Here is a 20,746-nt window from a genome sequence, read left to right on the forward strand (position 1 = left end):
AAACCCGAAGCTTACGTTGCTGGATGGGGGCGCTAACACCACGGAAACGCGGCGTCCTTAGTGCCGTAAATGACGATTTTGACCTGTTTCGCACGGCGGCCTTTCGATAAACCGACCGCAGAGACATGAACGGACTGACCTTAGCGGGTGAGTCGCAACCAAGGAGAGAGACGCTCATGAAGGTGCTTGTACCTGTCAAACGCGTGATCGACTATAACGTGAAAGTACGCGTCAAAGCGGACGGATCGGGAGTTGATCTTGCCAACGTAAAAATGTCGATGAACCCGTTTGACGAAATTTCCGTCGAACAGGCGATCCGTCTGAAAGAAGCCGGTCAGGCGGACGAAATTGTCGTCGTCTCCATCGGCGTCAAGCAGGCGCAAGAGACATTGCGCACAGCCCTTGCGATGGGTGCAGACCGCGCCATTCTGGTTGTCGCATCAGACGATGTGCACAATGATATCGAGCCGCTGACCGTTGCGAAAATCCTGAAAGGGATTGTAGACGAAGAACAGCCCGGTCTGGTTCTGACCGGCAAGCAGGCCATCGACAACGACATGAACGCCACCGGTCAGATGCTGTCAGCGCTGATGGGTTGGTCACAGGCGACATTCGCATCCGAAGTTGCGATCGAAGGCGACAAAGCCAAAGTCACACGCGAAGTCGACGGTGGTTTGCAGACCATCGAAGTCAGCATGCCAACGGTCATCACTGTTGACCTGCGCCTGAACGAACCACGCTATGCGTCCCTGCCCAACATCATGAAGGCCAAGAAAAAGCCTTTGGATGAAAAGACACCGGCAGATTACGGCGTTGAAGTCGCTAACCGTCTCGAAATCGTGAAAACGGTTGAGCCTGCAGAGCGTGCAGCGGGCATCAAAGTCGCATCGGTTGATGAACTGGTCGAGAAACTCAAAGAAGCGGGGGCTGTGTAAATGGCTGTTCTACTCCTTGCAGAAGTAACCGATGGCGAACTCGCGATGGACGCAACGGCCAAGGCCGTGACTGCGGCGAAAGCGCTTGGCGATGTTACGATCCTCGCGGCTGGCGGCTCTGCTGCGGCGGCGGGCGAAGCGGCGTCAAAGATTGATGGTGTATCAAAGGTACTGGTTGCCGAGGATGCGTCTCTTGGACATCGCCTTGCGGAATCGACAGCTGCGCTGATCGTTTCACTTGCCGGTGACTATGACCATATCGTTGCTCCGGCCACGACGGACGCCAAGAACGTAATGCCTCGCGTTGCGGCCCTGTTGGATGTGATGATCATCTCTGACGCTTCGGGCGTGGTGGATGCATATACGTTCGAGCGTCCTATTTACGCGGGCAACGCGATCCAGACAGTAAAGTCTTCTGACGCGAAAAAGGTTATCACCTTCCGGGGTGCATCCTTTGACGCGGCGGGCACTGGCGGCTCAGCTTCTGTTGAAACAATCGGTGCGGCGGCTGATCCCGGTCTGTCCTCATGGGTTGAAGACAAAGTTGCGGCGTCTGATCGTCCGGAACTCACATCAGCAGGTGTGGTTGTTTCCGGTGGTCGCGGCGTCGGCTCCGAAGAAGACTTCGCCATGATCGAAAAACTTGCTGACAAGCTGGGTGCCGCAGTTGGCGCATCACGTGCGGCGGTTGATTCCGGTTACGCGCCGAACGACTGGCAGGTTGGCCAAACGGGTAAAGTTGTTGCCCCGGATCTTTACGTCGCGGTCGGCATTTCCGGTGCGATCCAGCACCTTGCCGGTATGAAAGACAGCAAGATCATTGTCGCCATCAACAAAGATGAAGAAGCGCCGATCTTTCAGGTGGCTGACTACGGTCTGGTTGCGGACCTCTTTGAGGCCGTGCCTGAACTGACGGAAAAGCTCTGACATTTCACGCCGGCATTTAATGCATTGCGAAAATCTGAAAAGGCCCGTCTTGATCGACGGGCCTTTTTCCATGGTATGCAGGGTTTATCCCGAGCGTACATTCCGTGCTGCTTCAACGCAGCAGATCTATGGCATCCACCAGCGCTTCGGCGGCTTCCTTGTGAGCCATTGGCCCCAGCATTTGTGACGCAGCCATGATATCCATCTCGTCATAGAGCATCTGCTCGGTGCCCTGCGCGAGCGCTTCGGTTGAGGCGACAACCTCGACCACTGCGGTGGTGTAAGGCGCGATTTCATCCATCATGTCACGCGTGACAAAGAGCGGATCGCGACCGATGTCGTCTTTCTCCACGTTCCCCTCATCTTCGGGCGCGTGATCGGACAGCCAAAGCACGATGGATTTACCGCTGATTCGCTTCAGCATCAGTCGCATCCGCGCGACCCATGCATCCTGCAACTCTTGTTGGACTGCTGCAAACCGCTCAGGCGATACTTTCTTGAGGCAGCTCAGCATGTGTTTGTTGAAGTGGAAGTCCGCAAAATCAACCTCGCGGAATATGGTGCGCAGCAAAGTTGAGGTCGTGACAAACCGGTCGTTCCGGCGCGGATGTACTGCATAAAAACGATTGGTCATGTTCTGTGCGCCCATCACCTGAACAACAGTGATCTGCGCTGCAGAGGCTGCTTCCATCACAAAAGGATCGGACGAAAAGGCATCTATGCCCGCGTTTTGCTGACCGAAGTTTGCGCAGTTGGTGCCGATAGTATTCTCCACCAATGCCGGAAACGGCGTTTCGATGAATTTGCCATATGTCTCGGTCGTGCCGATGAACGCCAGATAGGGCTGCGTCAAATCCCGCCTCGGCCCTCTGAACAACAGTTTCGATGTACCATAGCGGCACGGCAGATAGTCGAGGGGCCCCAGCCCCAATGCATCATAGGTCATTTCACCCACCTTTGTTTACTCACCCGAAACAGACATAGGCGGGTGCGGCTTGCGATTCTGTTAAATGCTGATTTTGCTGCAAATTCGTTTGAACACCGGCTCTTGCAGTGCCCCCCTCGCCGCCCCTATTGTGCAATCAACCTAGGAGGGGACGCTTCATGGATATCCAGACAATCGGCATTGTTGGCGCGGGACAGATGGGCAACGGGATTGCCCATGTCATGGCATTGGCCGGATACGATGTGATGCTGACAGATATCAGCGAAGAGGCGTTGAAAGCGGCGGTGGCGCTTGTTGAGGGCAACATGGCCCGTCAGGTCGGACGCGGGAAAATTTCCGAAGCAGACATGACTGCTGCGATGGGGCGCATTGCCACCACCACGACCCTGACCGATCTTGGCCCAAGCGATTTGATCATCGAGGCCGCGACAGAGCGCGAGACCGTTAAACAGGCGATCTTTGAAGACTTGCTGCCGCATATCAAGCCCGAGACGATCCTGACGTCCAACACCTCGTCCATCTCGATCACCCGTCTGGCCAGCCGGACAGACCGGCCCGAACGGTTCATGGGTTTCCACTTTATGAACCCTGTGCCGGTCATGCAGCTGGTTGAACTGATCAGGGGCATTGCCACGAATGAAGAAACATTCAGCGCGTGCAAGGCAGTGGTCGACAAGCTGGGCAAGACTGCAGCATCGGCCGAGGACTTTCCCGCCTTCATCGTGAACCGTATCTTGATGCCGATGATAAACGAGGCCGTTTACACGCTTTATGAAGGCGTAGGGAACGTTCAATCCATCGACAGCTCGATGAAGCTGGGGGCGAACCACCCCATGGGTCCGCTTGAGCTTGCTGATTTCATCGGGCTGGACACCTGTCTGGCGATCATGAACGTCCTGCACGACGGGCTGGCGGATACAAAGTACCGGCCTTGCCCCTTGTTGACCAAATATGTCGAAGCAGGGTGGTTGGGACGTAAAACACAGCGCGGATTTTATGACTATCGTGGTGATGTGCCTGTGCCGACGCGGTAAGACACCAGCGCTGGCTGCCTGTTTGTGAGGAAGTTGCGCGCGAGTTTATTGGCTAAGAGAGCCAAATGATCAGTCTTTTAGCGCCAGAGTATGCGCACGAAGCCACGCCATAAAACCGCGCGGATCTTCTGTGCGTGCCTCAATCTTTGCCGGATCAATCGGATGCCCGACAATTGGCCCTTGCGGCGCATTGCAGCTGTGGACGATCTCGTGCAGCAGCAGGCCCTGTCGCAACATCGGACTAAGCTTGTTGGCAATCTGGTAGGCGCGGCTGTTCTGGCCCGGAAATTTCATCGGAACAACTGTAGCGCCGGAACGGCGGATCATCTTGGCGGTGAAAACGTTCCACTCCGCTTCAATCGCAGGCCCCCACCAGGTTTCAGATGTTGCAACAACGCCGGACGGGAACAGCGCCACAACGCCACCATCCTTGAGGTGCTGCATAGCCTTCGCGCGCATCTCCACCCCCTTGCGTTGCGCATCGGGATCATGCGGAAACGGCACGGGAATCATAAAACTGCCCGCGACCTCATCAATAGAGGTGAGCAGCGAACGTGTCAGAATGCGGTAGTCAGGGCGAACGCGGCCAATCAGATCTGCAAAAATCATGCCATCAACCATTCCGTGAGGGTGATTGGCGACCACTACAACCGGCCCTTCCTTTGGGATCCGGTCAAGCTGGTGCTTCGGCGTTGTCAGGTCGATGCCCATGGTGTCCAGCGCACCGCGCCAGAACGCCTGCCCTGTGGGTGCACCTGCACGTTCAAACTTGCGCACCAGACGCAGGATTGTGAGCTTGCCCGTTAGCAATTCAATGAGGCTGATAACCCGGGATTTCCACGGATCCTCGAACGTCGAGGCATATGACAGACTGGCGCGGTCATACTTCACCGGCGCGTCATCGGTTTTGTTGCCAGCGTCCGGTCCGGTCATGGAATGTACGTCATCAACCAAGACGTTCCCCTTTTCAGGTTCGCTTGCAGGCGTTAATAGCCTTCGCCAAATTTGTCGGCGACAAGCGCCGTGAGCGCATCCGCCAGTGCATCGGCGTCTGTGCCAGAAGTGACAACGTCAATAGTGCTTCCCCGCGCTGCTGCCAACATCAAAAGCCCCATGATGCTGTCGCCTGATGCAGACATGCCATCCTTGCTGACCTCTGCGCGCGCGTCAAAAGCTTCGACCACTTCGACAAGTTTCGCAGACGCCCGCGCATGCAGGCCCTTCTCATTTACAATTTTAAGGGAAATCTGGGTCATGTTCGATAGCCTTTAACTGACACTGACATTCTGGCTGTCGATGTATTTCTTGCCTGCTGCCAGCGCCGCGCGCACCGCATCCGGAAGATCGAGCTGACGGGATTTGGCAAGTTTGATGAGCATGGGCAGATTCGCCCCGTAGATGATGCGGCGATCCTCAGGTTGGCAGGCCCGCAACGAGAGGTTCGATGGCGAGCCGCCAAAGAGGTCCGTTACGATGATAACACCCGAGCCCTGATCGACACTGTCTGCGGCATCACAGATTTCGTCCTGCTTTTCAGCGCGGTCGTGGTCTGCCTGTATGGAAATAGCCTGCACGCCGGTCTGCGCACCAACAACATGTTCTATTGCCGCAAGATATTCCTGCGCCAAACCGCCATGTGCCACTATCACAATTCCGATCACAGCGTGCCATGCCCTTCAAGTTGGCGATCCAGTTCGCGGTGCCTTATTGACACCTGCCATCCCTGTTGTGCAAGGCGCAATGCATGCTGTTCTGCCAAAGCCACAGAGCGGTGCTTGCCCCCGGTGCAACCGAAGGCGATCGAGATATTGGATTTCCCCTCTTCACGGAAAGCGGGCAGCAAAAGCGCGCTCAAATCAAAAACCTGCTCGGCGAAGGACGCAAACAGCGGGTCTTCCTTCACATATGCCGCAACTGCGCTGTCGCGTCCGTCGGCATCGCGCAGGGATGGTTCCCAATGCGGATTGCGCAAGAAACGACAGTCAAACACCATATCGACGGAGCGGGGCAAGCCGCGTTTGTATGAAAAAGACTGAACAGACACGTTCAGCAGGCGCTTTCCGTCGGGGGCAAACCACTGCTCCACCTCGGTACGCAACTGATGGATGTTGAGGTGTGTTGTCTCAATCAGGACATCGGCCCGCGAGCGCAGCGGGCGCAGCAGCCCTTCCTCACGTTCTATACCGGCAATAGGCGGCCCCCCATCCGACAAAGGATGCCGTCTGCGCGTCTCGGAAAACCTTTGCAACAATACGTCCGGCGCACAATCAAGGTACAATAAATCAACGCTCAGCTCGGACCGACCTGAAAGACGGCTCATCAGATCAAGAACGGCATTTGTCGAAAACCCCCGCGTGCGCGCATCAATGCCAAGCGCGAGGGGGCGCGTTTGTGTGCTGTCTTCGATCAGGCCCATAAGCATATTCATGGGCAAATTGTCGATGGTTTCGAAGCCGGCGTCTTCTAGCACATTCAACGCTGTTGAACGTCCGGCACCGGAAGGTCCCGTCACAAGAACACAGCGCCGCCTGTTTACAGGCAGATCGGAACCAGCGGAGAATGATACATCAGTCATCGTTCGGGAGGTATTCCTGCTTTGAGCCAAAGCAAGATGGCCGAGGCAAAATATGGCTGTGCAACGTTCCAAAGGCAAGGGATCTCTACCCCCAAGACGGTAAAGCTATGGCTTTCGGGTAGACGCGCAGTTTCTTTCCGGTCCAGATCGATCACCAGTCTGACCGGTGTCGGGCCCGCTGTGGGAACGCGCAGCAATCCCACGCCACGCGCCTCAATCAGTCCGGCAATCGTCGCAGGCGCGTCTGCCATCACTTCCCCCTGCGCGATATGCAGGGCAGTGCGGTCATCGGATACAAGCGTGCCACCCAGCGCAATCAGCTGTAGGGCAAGTGCCGATTTGCCGCGTCCAGATCGGCCGAAAATCAACGCCCCGCGACCGTCCACATTGACACAGGTGGCGTGAATGATCGGGTCAGAGGACAAGATCCCAACCAACCGTCAGGTCGGCAGCCCAACAACAAAGCGTGCGCCGAGAGGATCAGAAGTGATGTCAGCTTCGGTGGGGCGAATATTTTCCGCCCAGATCACACCGCCATGCGCCTCCACAATCTGTTTCGAAATCGCCAGCCCAAGACCGGAATTGTTGCCGAAGTGTTCGTCAGGCCGTTGCGAATAGAAGCGTTTGAAGATTTTCGAAAGTGCCTGTTCGGGAATACCGGGACCGGTGTCCTCAACAACAACCAGCACGCGGTTTTCGCGTTTGCGTGCCCAGACGCGGATCGCATCACCGTCCTCACAGAACGAGATCGCGTTGGTGATAAGGTTAACAAACACCTGTGCCAGCCGGGCCTCTAGCCCATGCACAAAAATCGGGTCCTCCGGCAGATCGGTGATGAAGTCGATCCCTTTGGTTTTGGCGTCTTCGCCAAGATACTGGCCCAGATTGCCGACCATGTGCAGAAGATCGAATTCTTCCTCTTCTTCTTTGACCAATTCGGAATCAAGCCGTGATGCATTGGAGATATCGCTAACCAACCGGTCCAGACGGCGCACATCGTGGTCGATAACGTCCAGCAGTTTCTCGCGTTGGTCCTCGCGTTTAATCATGCGCAAGGTGCCAACGGCAGACCGCAATGACGCAAGCGGGTTCTTGATTTCATGCGCGACGTCGGCCGCGAATTGTTCGTTGCCATCGATCCGGTTGTAGAGCGCCGACACCATGCCGCGCAAAGCACCTGACAACCGCCCGATTTCGTCCGGTCTGGCCGTCAGGTCAGGAATACGAATGCGGCCAGGATTCATTTTACGGGCATCTTTGTCGCGACCCAATTCTGCGGCAGCAGCCAGATCTGCAAGCGGATTGGCAATGGTCGAGGCGAGCACAAGGCTCAGTCCGATGGACACCAATGTCGCAATGACAAACATCTGCAGGACGCGTTCACGCTCTCCACGTACCAGCCTGTCAATTTCACCCGCAACAGAAGCAATGGCCACGACACCGACGGCGTCACCATTGTGCGAGATCGGGGTAAGGACAGTGAAAAGCGTGCCGCCATCACCATCAAGCGTGTTTTCAATCCAAGTCCCGCTCTCTAGGCTGCCTGCGACAAGGGGCTTGAATTGTTCTTCGATTGGAAGCCGGTCATTGGCCTTGCCTGAGCTGAACACTGACGCGACCTTATCCCAAAGCCAGTTCAGCCCATCCGTCAGAATGGTTTTACCACTCTCTTCCACAGGTTCGCCTGCGGGGTTCAGCTTTAGTTTGCCTTGGGTTTTGGCGATCAGGGTCTCTGTCGGGTCATACACAAAAACGTCAATGCCGCTGCGCAAATCAATCGCCGCCAGCGTCGCCGCCACATCAATCGCGTCCGCATCAGCGAGGCTGACCGCATCTCCTTCTGGCAGCTTCGCCTCAATCACATCCGCGATCAGTTCAGCCTCGGACACCAACGCGGCAGCGCGCTGCACGGCAAGGGAATCCCGTGAAGAGTTCAAATAGAGAATGCCCGCTACAAGGATATTCAGAGCGATCAGATTGAAGGTGATGATCTTGCGGGTGAGAGGCGACCCGCGCAGGGAAAAGAGGCCCCGCCGTTCACGGCGGACCCGCAATTCATCCGGCCCGGCATTGTCCGGCGCGACCCAATCGTCGCCCAGAACAACATCACCGTCCCGCGAAGGCGTGCTCAGATCACGCACAAAATTCCTTTCGGCAATCGCCATGAGGCTCGATCACTCTTCGTTATATCTGTAGCCGATACCGTAAAGCGTCTCAATCGCGGAGAATTCATCATCCGCTGTGCGCATCTTTTTGCGCAAGCGCTTGATGTGGCTGTCGATAGTGCGGTCATCCACATAAACCTGATCATCATAGGCGACGTCCATCAACTGGTCACGCGATTTAACAAAACCGGGACGCTGGGCCAAAGCCTGCAGCAAAAGGAATTCCGTGACCGTCAGGGACACGTCTTTGCCTTTCCACGATACGGCGTGGCGCAGCGGATCCATCTTCAGATCGCCACGATCCATGACTTTGGTCTCTTCGGTGTCGCCCACCTCGCCAGTGTCGACGGCGTCCTGACGGCGCAGCAAAGCGCGGATACGCTCTACCAACAGTCTCTGGCTAAACGGTTTTTTTACGTAGTCGTCCGCGCCCATGCGCAGACCGAGCACTTCGTCAATCTCATCATCCTTGGATGTAAGGAAAATAACCGGCATTGCCGTTTTCTGACGCAAGCGCTGCAACAGATCCATCCCGTCCATGCGCGGCATCTTGATGTCCAGCACAGCCATATCGGGAAGTTTCTTGTTAAATGCGTCGAGCGCGGCTTGCCCGTCGTTGTATGTTTCCACCTCGAAACCTTCGGCTTCAAGAGTCATCGACACAGACGTCAGGATATTCCTGTCGTCGTCCACCAATGCAATTTTTGACATTGCCCGTTTCCTTGTACTGCTCAATTATCGTTTTTTGTGTTTTGCCACATTGATCACGGTTTTTCCTGCTCGAATCAATCTTTAAGTGCGAATCACCCTAAGGCTGGGTCTCATTTCCGCTATAATTTGGTTAGGAATGACTAAATTGCCGCACTTTCGCCCGATACTTGTTGTTTCAAATTTGCCGGTTTCGCGCCTTTCGTGCCAAAGTTCGCCATGATGGCGCTAACTGCTCCAAGGCTGTCTGTTCATTCCCAAAACCACCGTGCTAAGAGGCGCAATAAGGCCCGAAAGGGTCGTGGTGAGATCATCCACTGACTTAGCTCTGCGCCCAGATATGCGCGCCTACAGGAGAAATTTTATGACATTTGGACGGGTAAACCCGCAGTTCCGCCTTGAGGATCAACAGATCACAGGGCTGGGCAATGTCTATTACAACCTGATGGAACCCGCGTTGATTGAAACGGCGATCAAGCGCGGTGAAGGCACTTTGGGGAACGGCGGGGCCTTTCTGGTGACCACCGGCAAATTCACCGGTCGCTCGCCAAAAGATAAACATGTCGTAAAGACACCCAGCGTCGCAGACTCCATCTGGTGGGAAAATAACGCGGAAATGTCTGTCGAAGGGTTTGATGCACTTTATGATGACATGATCGCCCATATGCAGGGCCGCGAGTATTTCGTGCAGGATCTGGTCGGCGGTGCAGACCCGCGTCACGCGATTAACGTGCGCATGGTGACTGAGATGGCCTGGCACGGTCTGTTTATCCGTCACATGCTGCGCCGTCCCGAACGTGCCGATCTTGATGATTTCACAGCAGATTTTACCGTCATCAACTGCCCGAGCTTTCAGGCGGACCCGAAAAAGCACAACTGCCGCTCAGAGACAGTGATTGCGATGAACTTTGATCGCAAACTGATCTTGATTGGTGGCACCGAATACGCGGGCGAGAACAAGAAATCCGTCTTCAGCCTGCTGAACTACCTTCTGCCGGAGAAAGGCATCATGCCGATGCACTGCTCGGCCAACCACGCGACAGGCAATCCTGTCGACACGGCCGTGTTCTTTGGCCTGTCCGGTACGGGCAAGACGACATTGTCGGCGGACCCACAGCGCACATTGATCGGCGATGACGAACATGGCTGGTCTGACAACGGCACATTCAACTTCGAAGGTGGCTGTTACGCCAAAACGATCAATCTGAGCCGCGAGGCGGAGCCGGAGATCTACGACACAACTTCGAAGTTCGGTACGGTGATCGAGAACATGGTTTACGACGACGAAACCAAAGAACTGGATTTCGACGACGATAGCCTGACAGCAAACATGCGTTGCGCATACCCGCTGCACTATATCTCCAACGCATCGAAAAAGGCCGTTGGTGGTCACCCCAAAAACATCATCATGCTGACCTGCGATGCGTTTGGTGTGCTGCCTCCCATCGCACGTCTGACACCCGCGCAAGCGATGTATCACTTCCTTTCCGGTTTCACCTCCAAAGTTGCCGGCACAGAGCGTGGCGTGACCGAACCGGAGCCTACGTTCTCAACCTGCTTTGGTGCGCCGTTCATGCCCCGCCGTCCGGAAGTGTATGGCAACCTGCTTCGTGAAAAAATCGCCCAACATGGCGCGACCTGCTGGTTGGTCAATACTGGTTGGACGGGTGGTGCTTATGGCACAGGCAGCCGCATGCCGATCAAAGCTACGCGCAATCTGCTCACTGCCGCTCTTGAAGGCGCTTTGGCAGATGTCGAATACCGCAAGGATGCGAACTTCGGCTTTGAAGTTCCCGTAGCCGTAAATGGCGTTCCGGATATCCTGCTGGACCCACGCCGCACCTGGGATGACGCGGAAGCCTATGACCGTCAGGCGGCCAAACTGGTGAACATGTTCTCGAGCAACTTCGAGCAGTATCTGCCATTCATCGACGAAGACGTGAAGAACGCCGCAATCGGTTAACTCGAACAAAGCCGCAGACTGCCAATGCAGCCTGCGGCCCAAATTTTAAGCAGCTCTGATCTGAACGTCTTCGACAGGCACAGGCATTTCGAGCACGAACCGCATTTCGGCCCTGTCCATATACCCGATGTAGCCTTCAATCGGCTTATCATTTTCCGGACGGTACCACCGAAGCGCCTGTGGCTGACAATGCAGGTATGCCTGCCGAACAGCGAACCCCTTGTTGGCGACAGTCTTTTCGATGAACGAGAATACATAGTCGGGGTCAAACCGGTTCATCGCCTGCCAGAACGCATTGCGGCCCAAAATGCTGGCCAGCCCCGTTCCCCTGAACTCTCCGGGTGCGCCGCCGATCCAGAATTCACCGTGATAACATGTCGTGCCGGTAATTTTTGAGACGCTTGGTCCTGCCCTGAATCGCGATCGCTGAAGATCAAGCTCAATGCCCGGTGGCGGGAAATCACGGAAGTTGAAGCGAAGGTAATCAGCAAGCGGCTTTTGGCCGGTGTCGATCATTCGCATCGCTTGCGTATGGATCACATCACCTTTGTCGCTGTAGCCGATGGTCCAAAATGCATTGGATTCGTTCAAATCATGCAGACTTGGATCGAAAGGAGCGCCAAGTATCTGATTCGGTCGTGCCTTTTCGAGAATTGCCCGATAGGCTTCAAAATCATTACCAAACGTCAAAGTAATGCCCAAATCTGACAACAATTGCGAACAATGTGCCGCAAATCGTGCCCCGTCGTCAAAGTTCAGTAGTGTCAACTTACCCGCCTCCAGAATGATGATTCACCCTAGAGTAGCGCACTTGTAGCGCTTTGGCTTGTTTTTTGCCGGTCTACCTGCGGTAGTCGACCTGAGCATCTGCGGGCATCTGCTCAAGCACAGACTGATCTAACCCTTGAATGCGAATTTTCTGTGACCTTTCTACGATCGATATCAATGCAAAACTGTTGTCCGGAAACCGCCCCCCCAGCAGCAATCGTTGGTACGCAAGCGGGAACGGCTCACCGCCCGTTTCGCGTGGGAATTGTGTAACGACTTCGTCCAGACGCAGGCCACCGGTGGCCATCACCTCCTCAAAAGACTGGTTCATCAGTCCTTCGAAATCGGCACCTCCGGGGAACTTTCCCAGATCCCGACCGATGCTGCTGCGGGCGTTTTTCCACCCCCACCATCCGGAGTAGAACGAATTCTCACCGATCTCACAGCAGATCCATCCATGGTCCGACCGACGGTAAACCATCAAGTAGGGGCGGATGCCTGCCATCGCCTCCGACTCGAGATATCCATCGGCTTTGCTCCAACCAGTAACAGAGTCTCGCAACAGGTCCGATCCTGCATCCCAAATATGGGTAAGTGGTTGTTGCTGTTGATAATAACTCCAACCACTCGATGCCTCATGAGAGAACCGAAGCAGGTTGTTCACGTGACCGGTTTGCCCGGTTACCCAAAGTTTGCCACGCGCCAGCAGATCCAACGCTTCGGGCAGCATTTCCTCACCATACGGTGTCAGCTGGTAATGGCGCCCCTCAATCACAAAAAACTTCTGACCGGCCGCTTCTTCAAGCTGCGTGATATGTCGACGCAAGGTCTGACGGGTGCTGTTCAGCTCCGTCACAGCATGGCTGAGGTTGAGCGTACGGGCGAGTGTCGTGAAGGAACGGATCATCTCATACAGCAGCGCAGGAGCGGACACAGGCGCTGGCGCCGCGTCAGCCGCGACAGGTAAAGGCGGCGAATCCGGTATGAGTGCGTTGACGTTCATTAGCGTCAGGGTAAATCAATCACCCACTAACGCAACAAAAATCATACACCTCAGGTTGATTTATTTTACCGACCGAGAGATATTTTTTACCGAAAATAAAATATCTAGCTAATTGAATGGATCGACAAATTTAGGCGACTAATGATGAAAGTCACAACCAGAGGTTAATGTATGTCCCATCCTGTTGATATTCACGTCGGTCGCAAACTGAAGCAGATCAGAACGCTAAGACGGCTGTCACAAACGGATGTTGCGCGAAAACTCGCACTGTCCTTCCAGCAGATCCAGAAATATGAGATCGGCTCCAACAGGATTGCAGCGAGCCGCCTCTTTGAACTGGCGCAGATTCTTGAAGTGCCGCCGTCCTATTTCTTTGAAGGTTTTCACGACAACGAGAACGCCGCCCCTCAAAAAGACCCCGGCATGGAAATCGTCAGCGCATTGGCCGCCATCAAAGACGATGAAATCAAAACGCGGATCGTGACGTTTATCGAAGACGTATCCGGTATGACTGTGGCCAAGCGCGGGTAGAATACCCTCGCACCTCAGATCAGGTCAAAGCGCGCCGAACAAGGTTAGCACCGGCGAACAAGAGCACGATAAGTGTCGCACGCTTGAACATCACCTGATCGATCCGGTCTACGACCCTGCCCCCGACCCACATACCCAAAACAGCGGGCAGAATTAGCAACACAGAAAAGGGTATGGTGTCACTCCGCAACACACCAGACCCGATATGCGCTCCGAAAAGCGCAAGTGACCCGGCACCATAAATCACGCCCTGCACCCGCATCTGATCTGCCTTGGGTGTACCCAGGGCCGTAAGATACATCACCGTCGGCGGACCCCAGACACCTGCAAACCCGCCCATGACACCGGCAATAGCACCCACAGCAATCTCAACGCGCGCACTGCGCCTGCTGAGCGAAAAGGCAAAGCCCAAGAGCTGGATGAAGGCGTAAGCAAAGGTCGGTATGCCGATCGCAAGCAACAGTACTGTGTCCGGCACGATGCGCACTGTCTGCGCGGCAGCAACCAGTGTGATTCCACCTGCGATCAGAAAATAGTGGAAGTCCTTGATAGACCGCCACGCCGCCTGCGGCCCGTGACGCAGCGACTGCATGGTATTGGTAACCAACGTGGGAATAATGAGTCCCGCCAGCGCGAGTTCCGGCGCAAGAAACAGCGTCAGGCCGGAAATCAGAACAAGCGGCATTGCAAAACCGACCACGCCTTTGACGAATCCCGCGCAAAAAGCGATACCTAGGGCCCATATGAAGGTGAGTGGTCCCAGAAACGGGAAAAGAACGTCCATGGCCCTACATAGCACCTCTGAAACGGGGTGCACGGCCAAAGTGGTCGCGCAATTTTCGAACAAATTGACGCAGCAAAAAGTATCTTTATTGTGCTGCGCTTGCGAAGGCGGTATCTGCATTGCAGAAAATCAGAGGGTATACACATGGCACATGACGGTCAGGATATGACATTGGCGCAGGCTCCGGTTCTGCTGGAAGACTTGTTGGGATTGACCGCTGCTGCTGTGCCGCCGGTCGAGGCGCTTTTAGAGAAAGCCAAGACAAGCGTGCGGGGCATGGTCAGTAAAGATGGTCGTGTCTCTGCCGGTTTGATCGAAGCGCACCAGACAGCCGCTCATGGTCTTGCCTGGCTTGCGACATACGCCCAGTCCCTGCGTGAGATGCAGCGGTGGGCCGAAGCGCTTCAGTCTGAGGGCAAGTTTGGCGAGACCGAACAACTGATCCACCAGATCGCCTTTGGTGAATACCTTTGGCAGATCTATGGCGGCATTCAAATGAACCAGGGCGAGATTCTGCGCCTGCAGGATCTGGGGCTAAGCCAGGAGGACATGCGCGGCCTGATGAAGCCCGCAATCCAGACGCTGACGATGGGCGGCAACACCCAGAACGCACGCACCCGTCTTGTCGAGCTGATGCAGGAACATTCTGCAAACGTCAGCGTCGGGAACACCGGTCTGGATGAAGAACTGGAAATGATTCGGGAGCAGTTCCGCCGCTATGCCGTTGAAAAGGTCGAACCCTTCGCACATGAATGGCACCTCAAGGATGAGCTGATCCCGATGGAGATCATCGAAGAGCTGGCTGAGATGGGTGTTTTCGGCCTGACCATCCCCGAAGAATTTGGTGGGCTGGGTCTGTCCAAAGCCTCCATGTGCGTTGTCTCCGAAGAGCTATCGCGCGGATATATTGGTGTCGGTTCTCTCGGCACGCGCTCCGAAATTGCGGCAGAGCTGATCATCGCAGGCGGCACGCAGGAGCAGAAAGAAAAGTGGTTGCCGCGTCTGGCCTCTGCCGAGACATTGCCAACAGCGGTATTCACCGAGCCGAACACAGGCTCCGACCTTGGCAGCCTGCGCACCCGCGCAACGAAGGACGGTGACGATTACAAGATCACCGGCAACAAAACGTGGATCACACACGCGGCGCGGACCCACATCATGACATTGCTGGCACGCACCGACCCCGAGACGTCAGATTACAAGGGACTGTCGATGTTCCTCGCCGAGAAAACACCCGGCGACGATGCAAACCCTTTCCCGACCGATGGCATGACCGGCGGCGAAATCGAGGTCCTCGGTTATCGCGGCATGAAGGAATACGAGCTGGCCTTCGACGGTTTCCACGTCAAAGGAGAGAACCTGCTGGGCGGCGAAGAGGGCAAGGGTTTCAAACAGCTGATGGAGACCTTTGAAAGCGCCCGCATCCAGACCGCAGCACGGGCCATCGGTGTGGCACAATCCGCGCTCGATATCTCAATGCAATATGCGCAGGACCGAAAACAGTTCGGCAAGTCGCTGATCAACTTCCCCCGTGTGTCATCAAAGCTTGCGATGATGGCAGTGGAGATCATGGTGGCCCGCCAGCTGACCTATTTCAGCGCGTTCGAAAAGGACGAAGGACGCCGCTGCGATGTCGAGGCCGGCATGGCGAAACTGCTTGGTGCACGTGTTGCATGGGCTGCGTCAGACAACGGACTGCAAATCCATGGCGGCAATGGTTTTGCGTTGGAATACAAGATCAGCCGCGTGCTGTGCGACGCGCGTATTCTCAACATTTTTGAAGGTGCTGCCGAAATTCAAGCGCAGGTCATTGCGCGGCGCATTCTTGGCTAAAACGAAAACAGCGTCGAGGGGGAGCAGAGCCTTTTAGCTCCCCCTTGTCACAGTCATATTCGGAGCCGTATCACAGACGAATGAAACGTGCCCGCCTCTCCCGTGATAACTGGATAACCGCCGGATTTGACGCCTGTTCCACAGGCGGCCCGAATGCGCTGGCTGCCGAACCCCTGGCCCGCGCCCTTGGCACAACCAAGGGGTCTTTTTACTGGCATTTCAAAGATGTTCCAGCTTTTCAAGACGCCATACTGGCAACCTGGCAAGAGCAGGCGCTGGGTGAAATAATTGTCCTGTTGGAAGAAGAGGGCGACGCCGACAAACGGTTGCGTAGCTTCGGGCATATTGTCCTCGCTTCCAAACTGGAACCGCAGCTGCGTATCTGGGCACAAAATGACAGCCGCGCGGCTAGAGTACTGGCAGAAGTGGATGCCGAAAGGCTTGCTTATCTAGCGCGGCTTTTGGGCCTATTGGGTTTGCGCAATCCTGATTTCGCACGCGCCTTGCAGGCCGCGTTGACCGGCATTCCCTTGTTATCCGCAAAACCCGACACCGCGCCGTTTGAGGCGCTTGTGGATACCGTTCTGGCGCTGGCGTAGATCGTTTTGCCAGGCCATATCGCTCTTGCCGTTATCCTAATGCTGACGCTTTTTCAGCGTGACGAAACATTGCGCAGCTACGGGGGCGCCGGCCACGAGTGGCAATTGATCGAAATGAACGGGGACACTTTCGACGGTCAGGCAACTCTGACCTTTCCGACCCGTAACGTCATCGCAGGGCGCGGCCCCTGCAACAGCTACCAAAGCCGCAACGCAGTGCCGTTTCCCTGGTTTGGAGCAGAGCCCATCAGGTCAACGCGAATGGCCTGCCCGTCCCTCGCGCAGGAGACAGAATTCTTTAACGCGCTTCAGGCAGCAACGATTGCAAAAGTAACAGACGGGTTACTGGTTCTGTCGAATGACGAGACCGATCTTTTGGTGTTCAAAGCTGGCGATTGAACGCATCAATCAACCGTCCGCGTGCTGTGGGCAGGGGCTTGTCACCCAGATCACGCGCCAAATGATGTGTCAGAAAATATCCGGTTGTCTTGAACGCTTTCGAGATTTCCGCGTCAGATGCATCGCCCTCATTGCGCAAGACTTCCGGCAAAGGTAGCAGCTTGTCTGCCCACTCTCCCGCGCCTTCGGCCGATACAGCGCGTCCTGATTTGGGTGACACATAAACCAAGCCTTCGGTGGCACCCGTCACAGCGCAACAACTCAGATCAAGCCCGTAACCCATTTCCTCCAGCAGTTTTAGTTCCCACTGCAGATAGGCCAGCGGCCACAGCTCGCCTTGGCCGAGCAAATCCAACAACGCCTCTGTCCGGGCATAAAGAGGAGCGTGGGCCTCCCGCTCCGGCAGGCAGAAAGACAGCAACGCCGTCACCGCGTTCAGTCCTGCCAAAGACAACCTGTCCCCCATGGCCGCCGCCGCACGACTGCGCACCGGCTCAACCGTAAAAGTCCCTATGTGGTCTTCCAGACGGGCGCGCCAGACAACATCAAGCTGCGCACCCGGTTGCAAAATCGGCGCAATCTTGCGGCTTGTACCACCACGTACAATGCCTGCGTGACGCCCCTGTTCCGGAGTGAAGACTTCGATGATCGCCGACGTCTCGCCATGCCTGCGGTTACTCAGCAAAATGCCCTGCCCGCGCCACTCCATTATTCCAGCCCTTCGGCATCCAGCAGATGGCGCCCTTGGCGGTCCTCGACCTCGATCACCCAAAGGTCAGGATCAAATCCGCGTTGCCGCGTGACAGTATCATCGACATCGCGTTCTTCTCCGCTGGTAAGCTCTACCCAGCGCCGTTCGCCGGACATCAGGTCAAAGGACCGCTGAAAGAGCACCGCCTGCCCGTCAAGCGTTGCCAGCTTAACCAGCACAGCACCACCGGTGTCATCTCCATGCGCGACGACGAAAGCCGGGATGTCATATACCGACAGACGGGCCAGATAGGCATCGACCCAAAAACGCGCGGTCAGCCGTGCCATGTCACGTCCCGCCTCACTTGGCCACGAACCCAATCCTGCACGTTTATAGAGCGCACCATCCGCTCAATTGTTACCGTCTTTGAAGTCCAGCCCCATCTCGGTGTAGCGCTCGGCTTCGTCCAGCCAGTTTGATCTCACCTTTACTTGCAGGAACAGGTGGATGCGTCGGCCAAGAAACTCTTCCAATTCCTCGCGGGAGGCTTTGCTCACGGCCTTGATTGTCTCACCCTTGTTGCCAAGGACGATACCCTTGTGACCATCGCGTATCACGTAGATCAGCTGGTCAATCCGTGCAGAGCCATCTGGGCGTTCTTCCCAGTTCTCGGTCTCGACCGTCAGCTGATATGGCAGTTCCTGATGCAGCCGCAGCGTCAGCTTTTCGCGGGTCATCTCTGCGGCAATCATGCGCATGGGCAGATCGGCAATCTGGTCTTCGGGATAAAGCCAAGGACCCTCAGGCAACTCACCTGCAAGCCAGTGGCGCAGGGTATCCACACCGTGGCCGCGTTCCGCTGAAATCATAAATGTTTCTGCAAAAGGGTAACGTTCATTCAGGTTCTTCGACAGTCCCAGCAACACAGGCGCATCAACGCGATCGATCTTGTTGATGGCCAGCGCCACTTTGCGCCCTTCGCCGATATCGGCCAAACCCTCAAGGATGCGCTCCACCCCTTCGGTGACACCGCGGTTTGCCTCCACCAGCAGAACAACTAAATCAGCGTCCGCCGCTCCGCCCCAAGCAGCCGCGACCATGGCGCGATCCAGACGGCGACGCGGTTGAAACAAACCGGGCGTGTCAACAAACACAATCTGCGCGGCACCTTCCATCGCCACACCACGAATGCGCGCGCGGGTTGTCTGTACCTTGTGCGTCACGATCGAGACCTTGGCCCCGACCATGCGGTTCAGTAGCGTCGACTTGCCGGCGTTCGGCTCTCCGATCAGGGCGACGAAACCGGCCCTCGTGTCGGCGGGGGCGGATGTGCTCATGTGTCGTTCTCCAGTTGCGCCAAAAGCGAGGTTGCTGCGGCCTGTTCGGCTGCACGTTTCGAAGGGGCCATCGCCTGCGCTTCTTCTCCGGTCTCTAGCCGTGCTGCGATGGTAAAAACGGGTGCGTGGTCAGGGCCACTGCGGTCCGTCTGCACATATTTGGGCGGTTGCAGTTTGCGGGCCTGTGCCCATTCCTGCAACGCGGTTTTGGCATCCCGCGCATCGTCTTCCACAGTGTCTACACGGCTGCCCCACAGCTGCAGGATCATCGCCATTGCCGCATCAAAACCAGCATCCAGATAGACCGCTGCGATAACCGCCTCTATGGCGTCACCCAAAAGTGCCATCTTGCGACGCCCGCCCGAGATCATCTCGGACCGGCCCAGCTTCAGCACTTTGCCCAGATCAATCTCGCGCGCAACTTCCGCGCAGGTTTCCTTGCGCACCAGTGCATTGAAACGCGGCGCAAGCTGCCCTTCGCTGGCACCCGGATCACGTTCAAGCAGGGCTTGGGCCATCACAAGACCAAGCACACGGTCGCCCAGAAATTCCAGCCGCTGGTTGTCGTCACGGTTGGCCGAAGACATGGAGGCGTGAGTCACCGCACGAACCAGGAGTGCGGGATCGGAAAACTGGTGTCCGATGCGCCCTTCAAAGGCCTTGAGATCGCCGCTCAGCTTCATTCAACCCCTTTGAAAAAGCGGTCGCTGCGCCATGTCCAGAAATACAGCATCGACGTGCCGGCAGAGCTGAACATGATCCGATCAGCGCGGCCAATCAGGTTTTCATAGGGTACAAATCCAACACCACCCACCTGCTGCGCCAGACGGCTGTCAGCAGAATTGTCGCGGTTGTCGCCCATAAAGAAGTAATGCCCTTCGGGCACAGTGTAGACGCCTGTTCGATCCGATTGCTGATCCGCGATGTTCAGGACGGAATAGCTGACACCATTTGGCAGCGTTTCAATCTGGCGTGACTTTTCACACGTGCCGCCTTCGCCTACAGGGCCGTTTTCACAGCGGGGGCGCAGACGTTGTGGCCCTTGCGCGGCCATTTCCTCTGTAAAGACACCCGTATCTTCCCGCGCAACCGCTTCGCCGTTCAGATGCAAAACGCCCGCTTTCATTTGTACCGTATCGCCCGGCAGACCAATTAGACGCTTGATGTAGTCACGGCCCGACACTGGGTGACGGAACACCACGACGTCACCGCGCTCAGGTTCACCGCCCCAAAGGCGGGTGTTGTCCCCGTCAAAGCTTCCACAGATGTCACGCGAATCTACTTCGATTCCAAAACGCGGCAGCATCAGCGACGGACAGGATGCGTAGGAATAGCCATAGGCCATCTTGTTCACGAACAGGAAATCACCAATCAGAAGCGTTTCTTTCATGGAGCCGGACGGAATCCAGAACGGCTGAAAAAACAGGGTGCGGAAAATGCCCGCGATCAGCAAAGCATAGACAATTGTCTTGATCGTTTCGACAAAGGCATTGCCGGATTTTTCCTTGTCGGCCATGCCGCATCCTTTTGGTTCAGGTTTTGGGTTAC

The 20,746-nt window shown here is 56.0% G+C and carries 24 protein-coding genes; 8 read left to right on the top strand and 16 right to left on the bottom strand.

Annotated elements, in window-relative coordinates; translation table 11 throughout:
• Positions 1–176 precede the first annotated feature (176 nt).
• Entirely contained in the window at positions 177–935 is a 759-nt protein-coding gene (locus Z946_RS0105580; RefSeq protein WP_025054742.1) for an electron transfer flavoprotein subunit beta/FixA family protein, read from the top strand.
• Entirely contained in the window at positions 936–1,862 is a 927-nt protein-coding gene (locus tag Z946_RS0105585) for an electron transfer flavoprotein subunit alpha/FixB family protein (RefSeq protein ID WP_025054743.1), read from the top strand.
• A 112-nt stretch (positions 1,863–1,974) separates the two neighbouring features.
• Here the strand turns inward: Z946_RS0105585 and Z946_RS0105590 are convergent, their stop codons facing one another.
• Positions 1,975–2,808 (bottom strand): DUF6473 family protein, encoded by an 834-nt coding sequence (locus Z946_RS0105590; protein ID WP_025054744.1) that lies wholly within the window; start codon positions 2,806–2,808, stop codon positions 1,975–1,977.
• 158 nt (positions 2,809–2,966) lie between these two features.
• Between Z946_RS0105590 and Z946_RS0105595 the strand changes: the two genes are divergently transcribed.
• Complete coding sequence (locus tag Z946_RS0105595) at positions 2,967–3,842, top strand: 3-hydroxybutyryl-CoA dehydrogenase (RefSeq protein WP_025054745.1); 876 nt, start codon at positions 2,967–2,969, stop codon at positions 3,840–3,842.
• A gap of 69 nt (positions 3,843–3,911) precedes the next feature.
• On the opposite strand, the gene Z946_RS0105600 is transcribed toward Z946_RS0105595, so the two are convergent.
• Genes Z946_RS0105600 through Z946_RS0105630 form a run of 7 tightly spaced genes read right to left on the bottom strand, consistent with a single transcriptional unit; the run spans position 3,912 to position 9,293 of the window.
• On the bottom strand, positions 3,912–4,775 hold the full coding sequence (locus Z946_RS0105600) for a lysophospholipid acyltransferase family protein (protein ID WP_025054746.1): 864 nt from the start codon (positions 4,773–4,775) through the stop codon (positions 3,912–3,914).
• A 53-nt stretch (positions 4,776–4,828) separates the two neighbouring features.
• On the bottom strand, positions 4,829–5,098 hold the full coding sequence (locus tag Z946_RS0105605; RefSeq protein WP_025054747.1) for an HPr family phosphocarrier protein: 270 nt from the start codon (positions 5,096–5,098) through the stop codon (positions 4,829–4,831).
• Between the two features lie 12 nt (positions 5,099–5,110).
• Complete coding sequence (locus Z946_RS0105610; RefSeq protein ID WP_025054748.1) at positions 5,111–5,503, bottom strand: PTS sugar transporter subunit IIA; 393 nt, start codon at positions 5,501–5,503, stop codon at positions 5,111–5,113.
• Positions 5,500–6,417 carry an RNase adapter RapZ gene (gene rapZ / locus Z946_RS0105615; protein ID WP_025054749.1) on the bottom strand — a complete coding sequence of 306 codons (918 nt, stop codon included), beginning with the start codon at positions 6,415–6,417 and terminating at the stop codon, positions 5,500–5,502. Before rapZ ends, Z946_RS0105610 begins: the two co-directional genes overlap by 4 nt.
• Positions 6,414–6,842: an HPr kinase/phosphorylase gene (locus Z946_RS0105620; RefSeq protein ID WP_221228632.1), complete on the bottom strand. Its 429-nt coding sequence runs from the start codon at positions 6,840–6,842 to the stop codon at positions 6,414–6,416. The genes rapZ and Z946_RS0105620 overlap by 4 nt, the downstream gene beginning before the upstream one ends.
• Positions 6,843–6,857: 15 nt before the next feature.
• Positions 6,858–8,582, bottom strand: coding sequence for a sensor histidine kinase (locus tag Z946_RS0105625; protein WP_174416549.1), 1,725 nt, complete (start codon positions 8,580–8,582; stop codon positions 6,858–6,860).
• A gap of 9 nt (positions 8,583–8,591) precedes the next feature.
• Positions 8,592–9,293 (bottom strand): response regulator transcription factor, encoded by a 702-nt coding sequence (locus Z946_RS0105630; protein ID WP_025054752.1) that lies wholly within the window; start codon positions 9,291–9,293, stop codon positions 8,592–8,594.
• Positions 9,294–9,654: 361 nt separating this feature from the next.
• Here Z946_RS0105630 and Z946_RS0105635 point away from each other — a divergent pair, with 361 nt between their 5' ends.
• Entirely contained in the window at positions 9,655–11,253 is a 1,599-nt protein-coding gene (locus Z946_RS0105635; protein WP_025054753.1) for a phosphoenolpyruvate carboxykinase, read from the top strand.
• Positions 11,254–11,298: 45 nt separating this feature from the next.
• On the opposite strand, the gene Z946_RS0105640 is transcribed toward Z946_RS0105635, so the two are convergent.
• Together Z946_RS0105640 and Z946_RS0105645 are read right to left on the bottom strand one after the other, a co-directional pair.
• A complete protein-coding gene (locus Z946_RS0105640) occupies positions 11,299–12,021 on the bottom strand; it encodes a hypothetical protein (RefSeq protein ID WP_025054754.1) in 723 nt (240 codons plus the stop codon).
• Between the two features lie 73 nt (positions 12,022–12,094).
• The gene (locus Z946_RS0105645; protein WP_241461304.1) at positions 12,095–13,024 is read right to left on the bottom strand and encodes a LysR family transcriptional regulator; all 930 of its coding nucleotides are present in this window, start codon (positions 13,022–13,024) and stop codon (positions 12,095–12,097) included.
• A 171-nt stretch (positions 13,025–13,195) separates the two neighbouring features.
• Between Z946_RS0105645 and Z946_RS0105650 the strand changes: the two genes are divergently transcribed.
• Complete coding sequence (locus Z946_RS0105650) at positions 13,196–13,555, top strand: helix-turn-helix domain-containing protein (protein ID WP_025054756.1); 360 nt, start codon at positions 13,196–13,198, stop codon at positions 13,553–13,555.
• A gap of 19 nt (positions 13,556–13,574) precedes the next feature.
• On the opposite strand, the gene Z946_RS0105655 is transcribed toward Z946_RS0105650, so the two are convergent.
• Positions 13,575–14,339: a sulfite exporter TauE/SafE family protein gene (locus Z946_RS0105655; RefSeq protein ID WP_025054757.1), complete on the bottom strand. Its 765-nt coding sequence runs from the start codon at positions 14,337–14,339 to the stop codon at positions 13,575–13,577.
• Positions 14,340–14,483: 144 nt separating this feature from the next.
• Between Z946_RS0105655 and Z946_RS0105660 the strand changes: the two genes are divergently transcribed.
• The 3 genes from Z946_RS0105660 to Z946_RS0105670 all read left to right on the top strand — a co-directional run bounded on the left by Z946_RS0105660 (position 14,484) and on the right by Z946_RS0105670 (position 17,170).
• Positions 14,484–16,172: an acyl-CoA dehydrogenase family protein gene (locus Z946_RS0105660; protein ID WP_025054758.1), complete on the top strand. Its 1,689-nt coding sequence runs from the start codon at positions 14,484–14,486 to the stop codon at positions 16,170–16,172.
• A gap of 80 nt (positions 16,173–16,252) precedes the next feature.
• Complete coding sequence (locus Z946_RS0105665; protein WP_025054759.1) at positions 16,253–16,771, top strand: TetR/AcrR family transcriptional regulator; 519 nt, start codon at positions 16,253–16,255, stop codon at positions 16,769–16,771.
• A gap of 39 nt (positions 16,772–16,810) precedes the next feature.
• Positions 16,811–17,170: an META domain-containing protein gene (locus Z946_RS0105670; RefSeq protein WP_025054760.1), complete on the top strand. Its 360-nt coding sequence runs from the start codon at positions 16,811–16,813 to the stop codon at positions 17,168–17,170.
• Here Z946_RS0105670 and recO read toward each other — a convergent pair.
• From recO to lepB, 5 genes are all read right to left on the bottom strand, one after another.
• The gene (gene recO, locus Z946_RS0105675) at positions 17,154–17,879 is read right to left on the bottom strand and encodes a DNA repair protein RecO (RefSeq protein WP_025054761.1); all 726 of its coding nucleotides are present in this window, start codon (positions 17,877–17,879) and stop codon (positions 17,154–17,156) included. The two genes, Z946_RS0105670 and recO, sit on opposite strands and share 17 nt — an antisense overlap.
• On the bottom strand, positions 17,879–18,208 hold the full coding sequence (locus tag Z946_RS0105680) for a DUF1491 family protein (RefSeq protein WP_025054762.1): 330 nt from the start codon (positions 18,206–18,208) through the stop codon (positions 17,879–17,881). Before Z946_RS0105680 ends, recO begins: the two co-directional genes overlap by 1 nt.
• 63 nt (positions 18,209–18,271) lie before the next feature.
• On the bottom strand, positions 18,272–19,198 hold the full coding sequence (era, locus tag Z946_RS0105685; protein WP_025054763.1) for a GTPase Era: 927 nt from the start codon (positions 19,196–19,198) through the stop codon (positions 18,272–18,274).
• Positions 19,195–19,881, bottom strand: a complete 687-nt coding sequence (gene rnc / locus Z946_RS0105690) for a ribonuclease III (protein WP_025054764.1) — start codon at positions 19,879–19,881, stop codon at positions 19,195–19,197. Before rnc ends, era begins: the two co-directional genes overlap by 4 nt.
• Entirely contained in the window at positions 19,878–20,714 is an 837-nt protein-coding gene (lepB, locus tag Z946_RS0105695) for a signal peptidase I (RefSeq protein WP_025054765.1), read from the bottom strand. The genes rnc and lepB overlap by 4 nt, the downstream gene beginning before the upstream one ends.
• Between the last annotated feature and the right edge of the window lie 32 nt (positions 20,715–20,746).

This window comes from Sulfitobacter noctilucicola (assembly GCF_000622385.1).
Lineage (GTDB): Bacteria > Pseudomonadota > Alphaproteobacteria > Rhodobacterales > Rhodobacteraceae > Sulfitobacter > Sulfitobacter noctilucicola.

Coding starts and splice junctions, on each gene's coding strand:
- Z946_RS0105645 (WP_241461304.1), bottom strand. CDS start 13,024: ATGAACGTCAACGCACTCATACCGGATTCGCCGCCTTTACCTGTCGCG.
- Z946_RS0105660 (WP_025054758.1), top strand. CDS start 14,484: ATGGCACATGACGGTCAGGATATGACATTGGCGCAGGCTCCGGTTCTG.
- Z946_RS0105580 (WP_025054742.1), top strand. CDS start 177: ATGAAGGTGCTTGTACCTGTCAAACGCGTGATCGACTATAACGTGAAA.
- Z946_RS0105625 (WP_174416549.1), bottom strand. CDS start 8,582: ATGGCGATTGCCGAAAGGAATTTTGTGCGTGATCTGAGCACGCCTTCG.
- Z946_RS0105595 (WP_025054745.1), top strand. CDS start 2,967: ATGGATATCCAGACAATCGGCATTGTTGGCGCGGGACAGATGGGCAAC.
- Z946_RS0105665 (WP_025054759.1), top strand. CDS start 16,253: ATGAAACGTGCCCGCCTCTCCCGTGATAACTGGATAACCGCCGGATTT.
- Z946_RS0105605 (WP_025054747.1), bottom strand. CDS start 5,098: ATGACCCAGATTTCCCTTAAAATTGTAAATGAGAAGGGCCTGCATGCG.
- lepB (WP_025054765.1), bottom strand. CDS start 20,714: ATGGCCGACAAGGAAAAATCCGGCAATGCCTTTGTCGAAACGATCAAG.
- recO (WP_025054761.1), bottom strand. CDS start 17,879: ATGGAGTGGCGCGGGCAGGGCATTTTGCTGAGTAACCGCAGGCATGGC.
- Z946_RS0105630 (WP_025054752.1), bottom strand. CDS start 9,293: ATGTCAAAAATTGCATTGGTGGACGACGACAGGAATATCCTGACGTCT.
- era (WP_025054763.1), bottom strand. CDS start 19,198: ATGAGCACATCCGCCCCCGCCGACACGAGGGCCGGTTTCGTCGCCCTG.
- Z946_RS0105670 (WP_025054760.1), top strand. CDS start 16,811: ATGCTGACGCTTTTTCAGCGTGACGAAACATTGCGCAGCTACGGGGGC.
- rapZ (WP_025054749.1), bottom strand. CDS start 6,417: ATGACTGATGTATCATTCTCCGCTGGTTCCGATCTGCCTGTAAACAGG.
- Z946_RS0105655 (WP_025054757.1), bottom strand. CDS start 14,339: ATGGACGTTCTTTTCCCGTTTCTGGGACCACTCACCTTCATATGGGCC.
- Z946_RS0105635 (WP_025054753.1), top strand. CDS start 9,655: ATGACATTTGGACGGGTAAACCCGCAGTTCCGCCTTGAGGATCAACAG.
- Z946_RS0105650 (WP_025054756.1), top strand. CDS start 13,196: ATGTCCCATCCTGTTGATATTCACGTCGGTCGCAAACTGAAGCAGATC.
- Z946_RS0105680 (WP_025054762.1), bottom strand. CDS start 18,208: ATGGCACGGCTGACCGCGCGTTTTTGGGTCGATGCCTATCTGGCCCGT.
- Z946_RS0105590 (WP_025054744.1), bottom strand. CDS start 2,808: ATGACCTATGATGCATTGGGGCTGGGGCCCCTCGACTATCTGCCGTGC.
- rnc (WP_025054764.1), bottom strand. CDS start 19,881: ATGAAGCTGAGCGGCGATCTCAAGGCCTTTGAAGGGCGCATCGGACAC.
- Z946_RS0105585 (WP_025054743.1), top strand. CDS start 936: ATGGCTGTTCTACTCCTTGCAGAAGTAACCGATGGCGAACTCGCGATG.
- Z946_RS0105600 (WP_025054746.1), bottom strand. CDS start 4,775: ATGACCGGACCGGACGCTGGCAACAAAACCGATGACGCGCCGGTGAAG.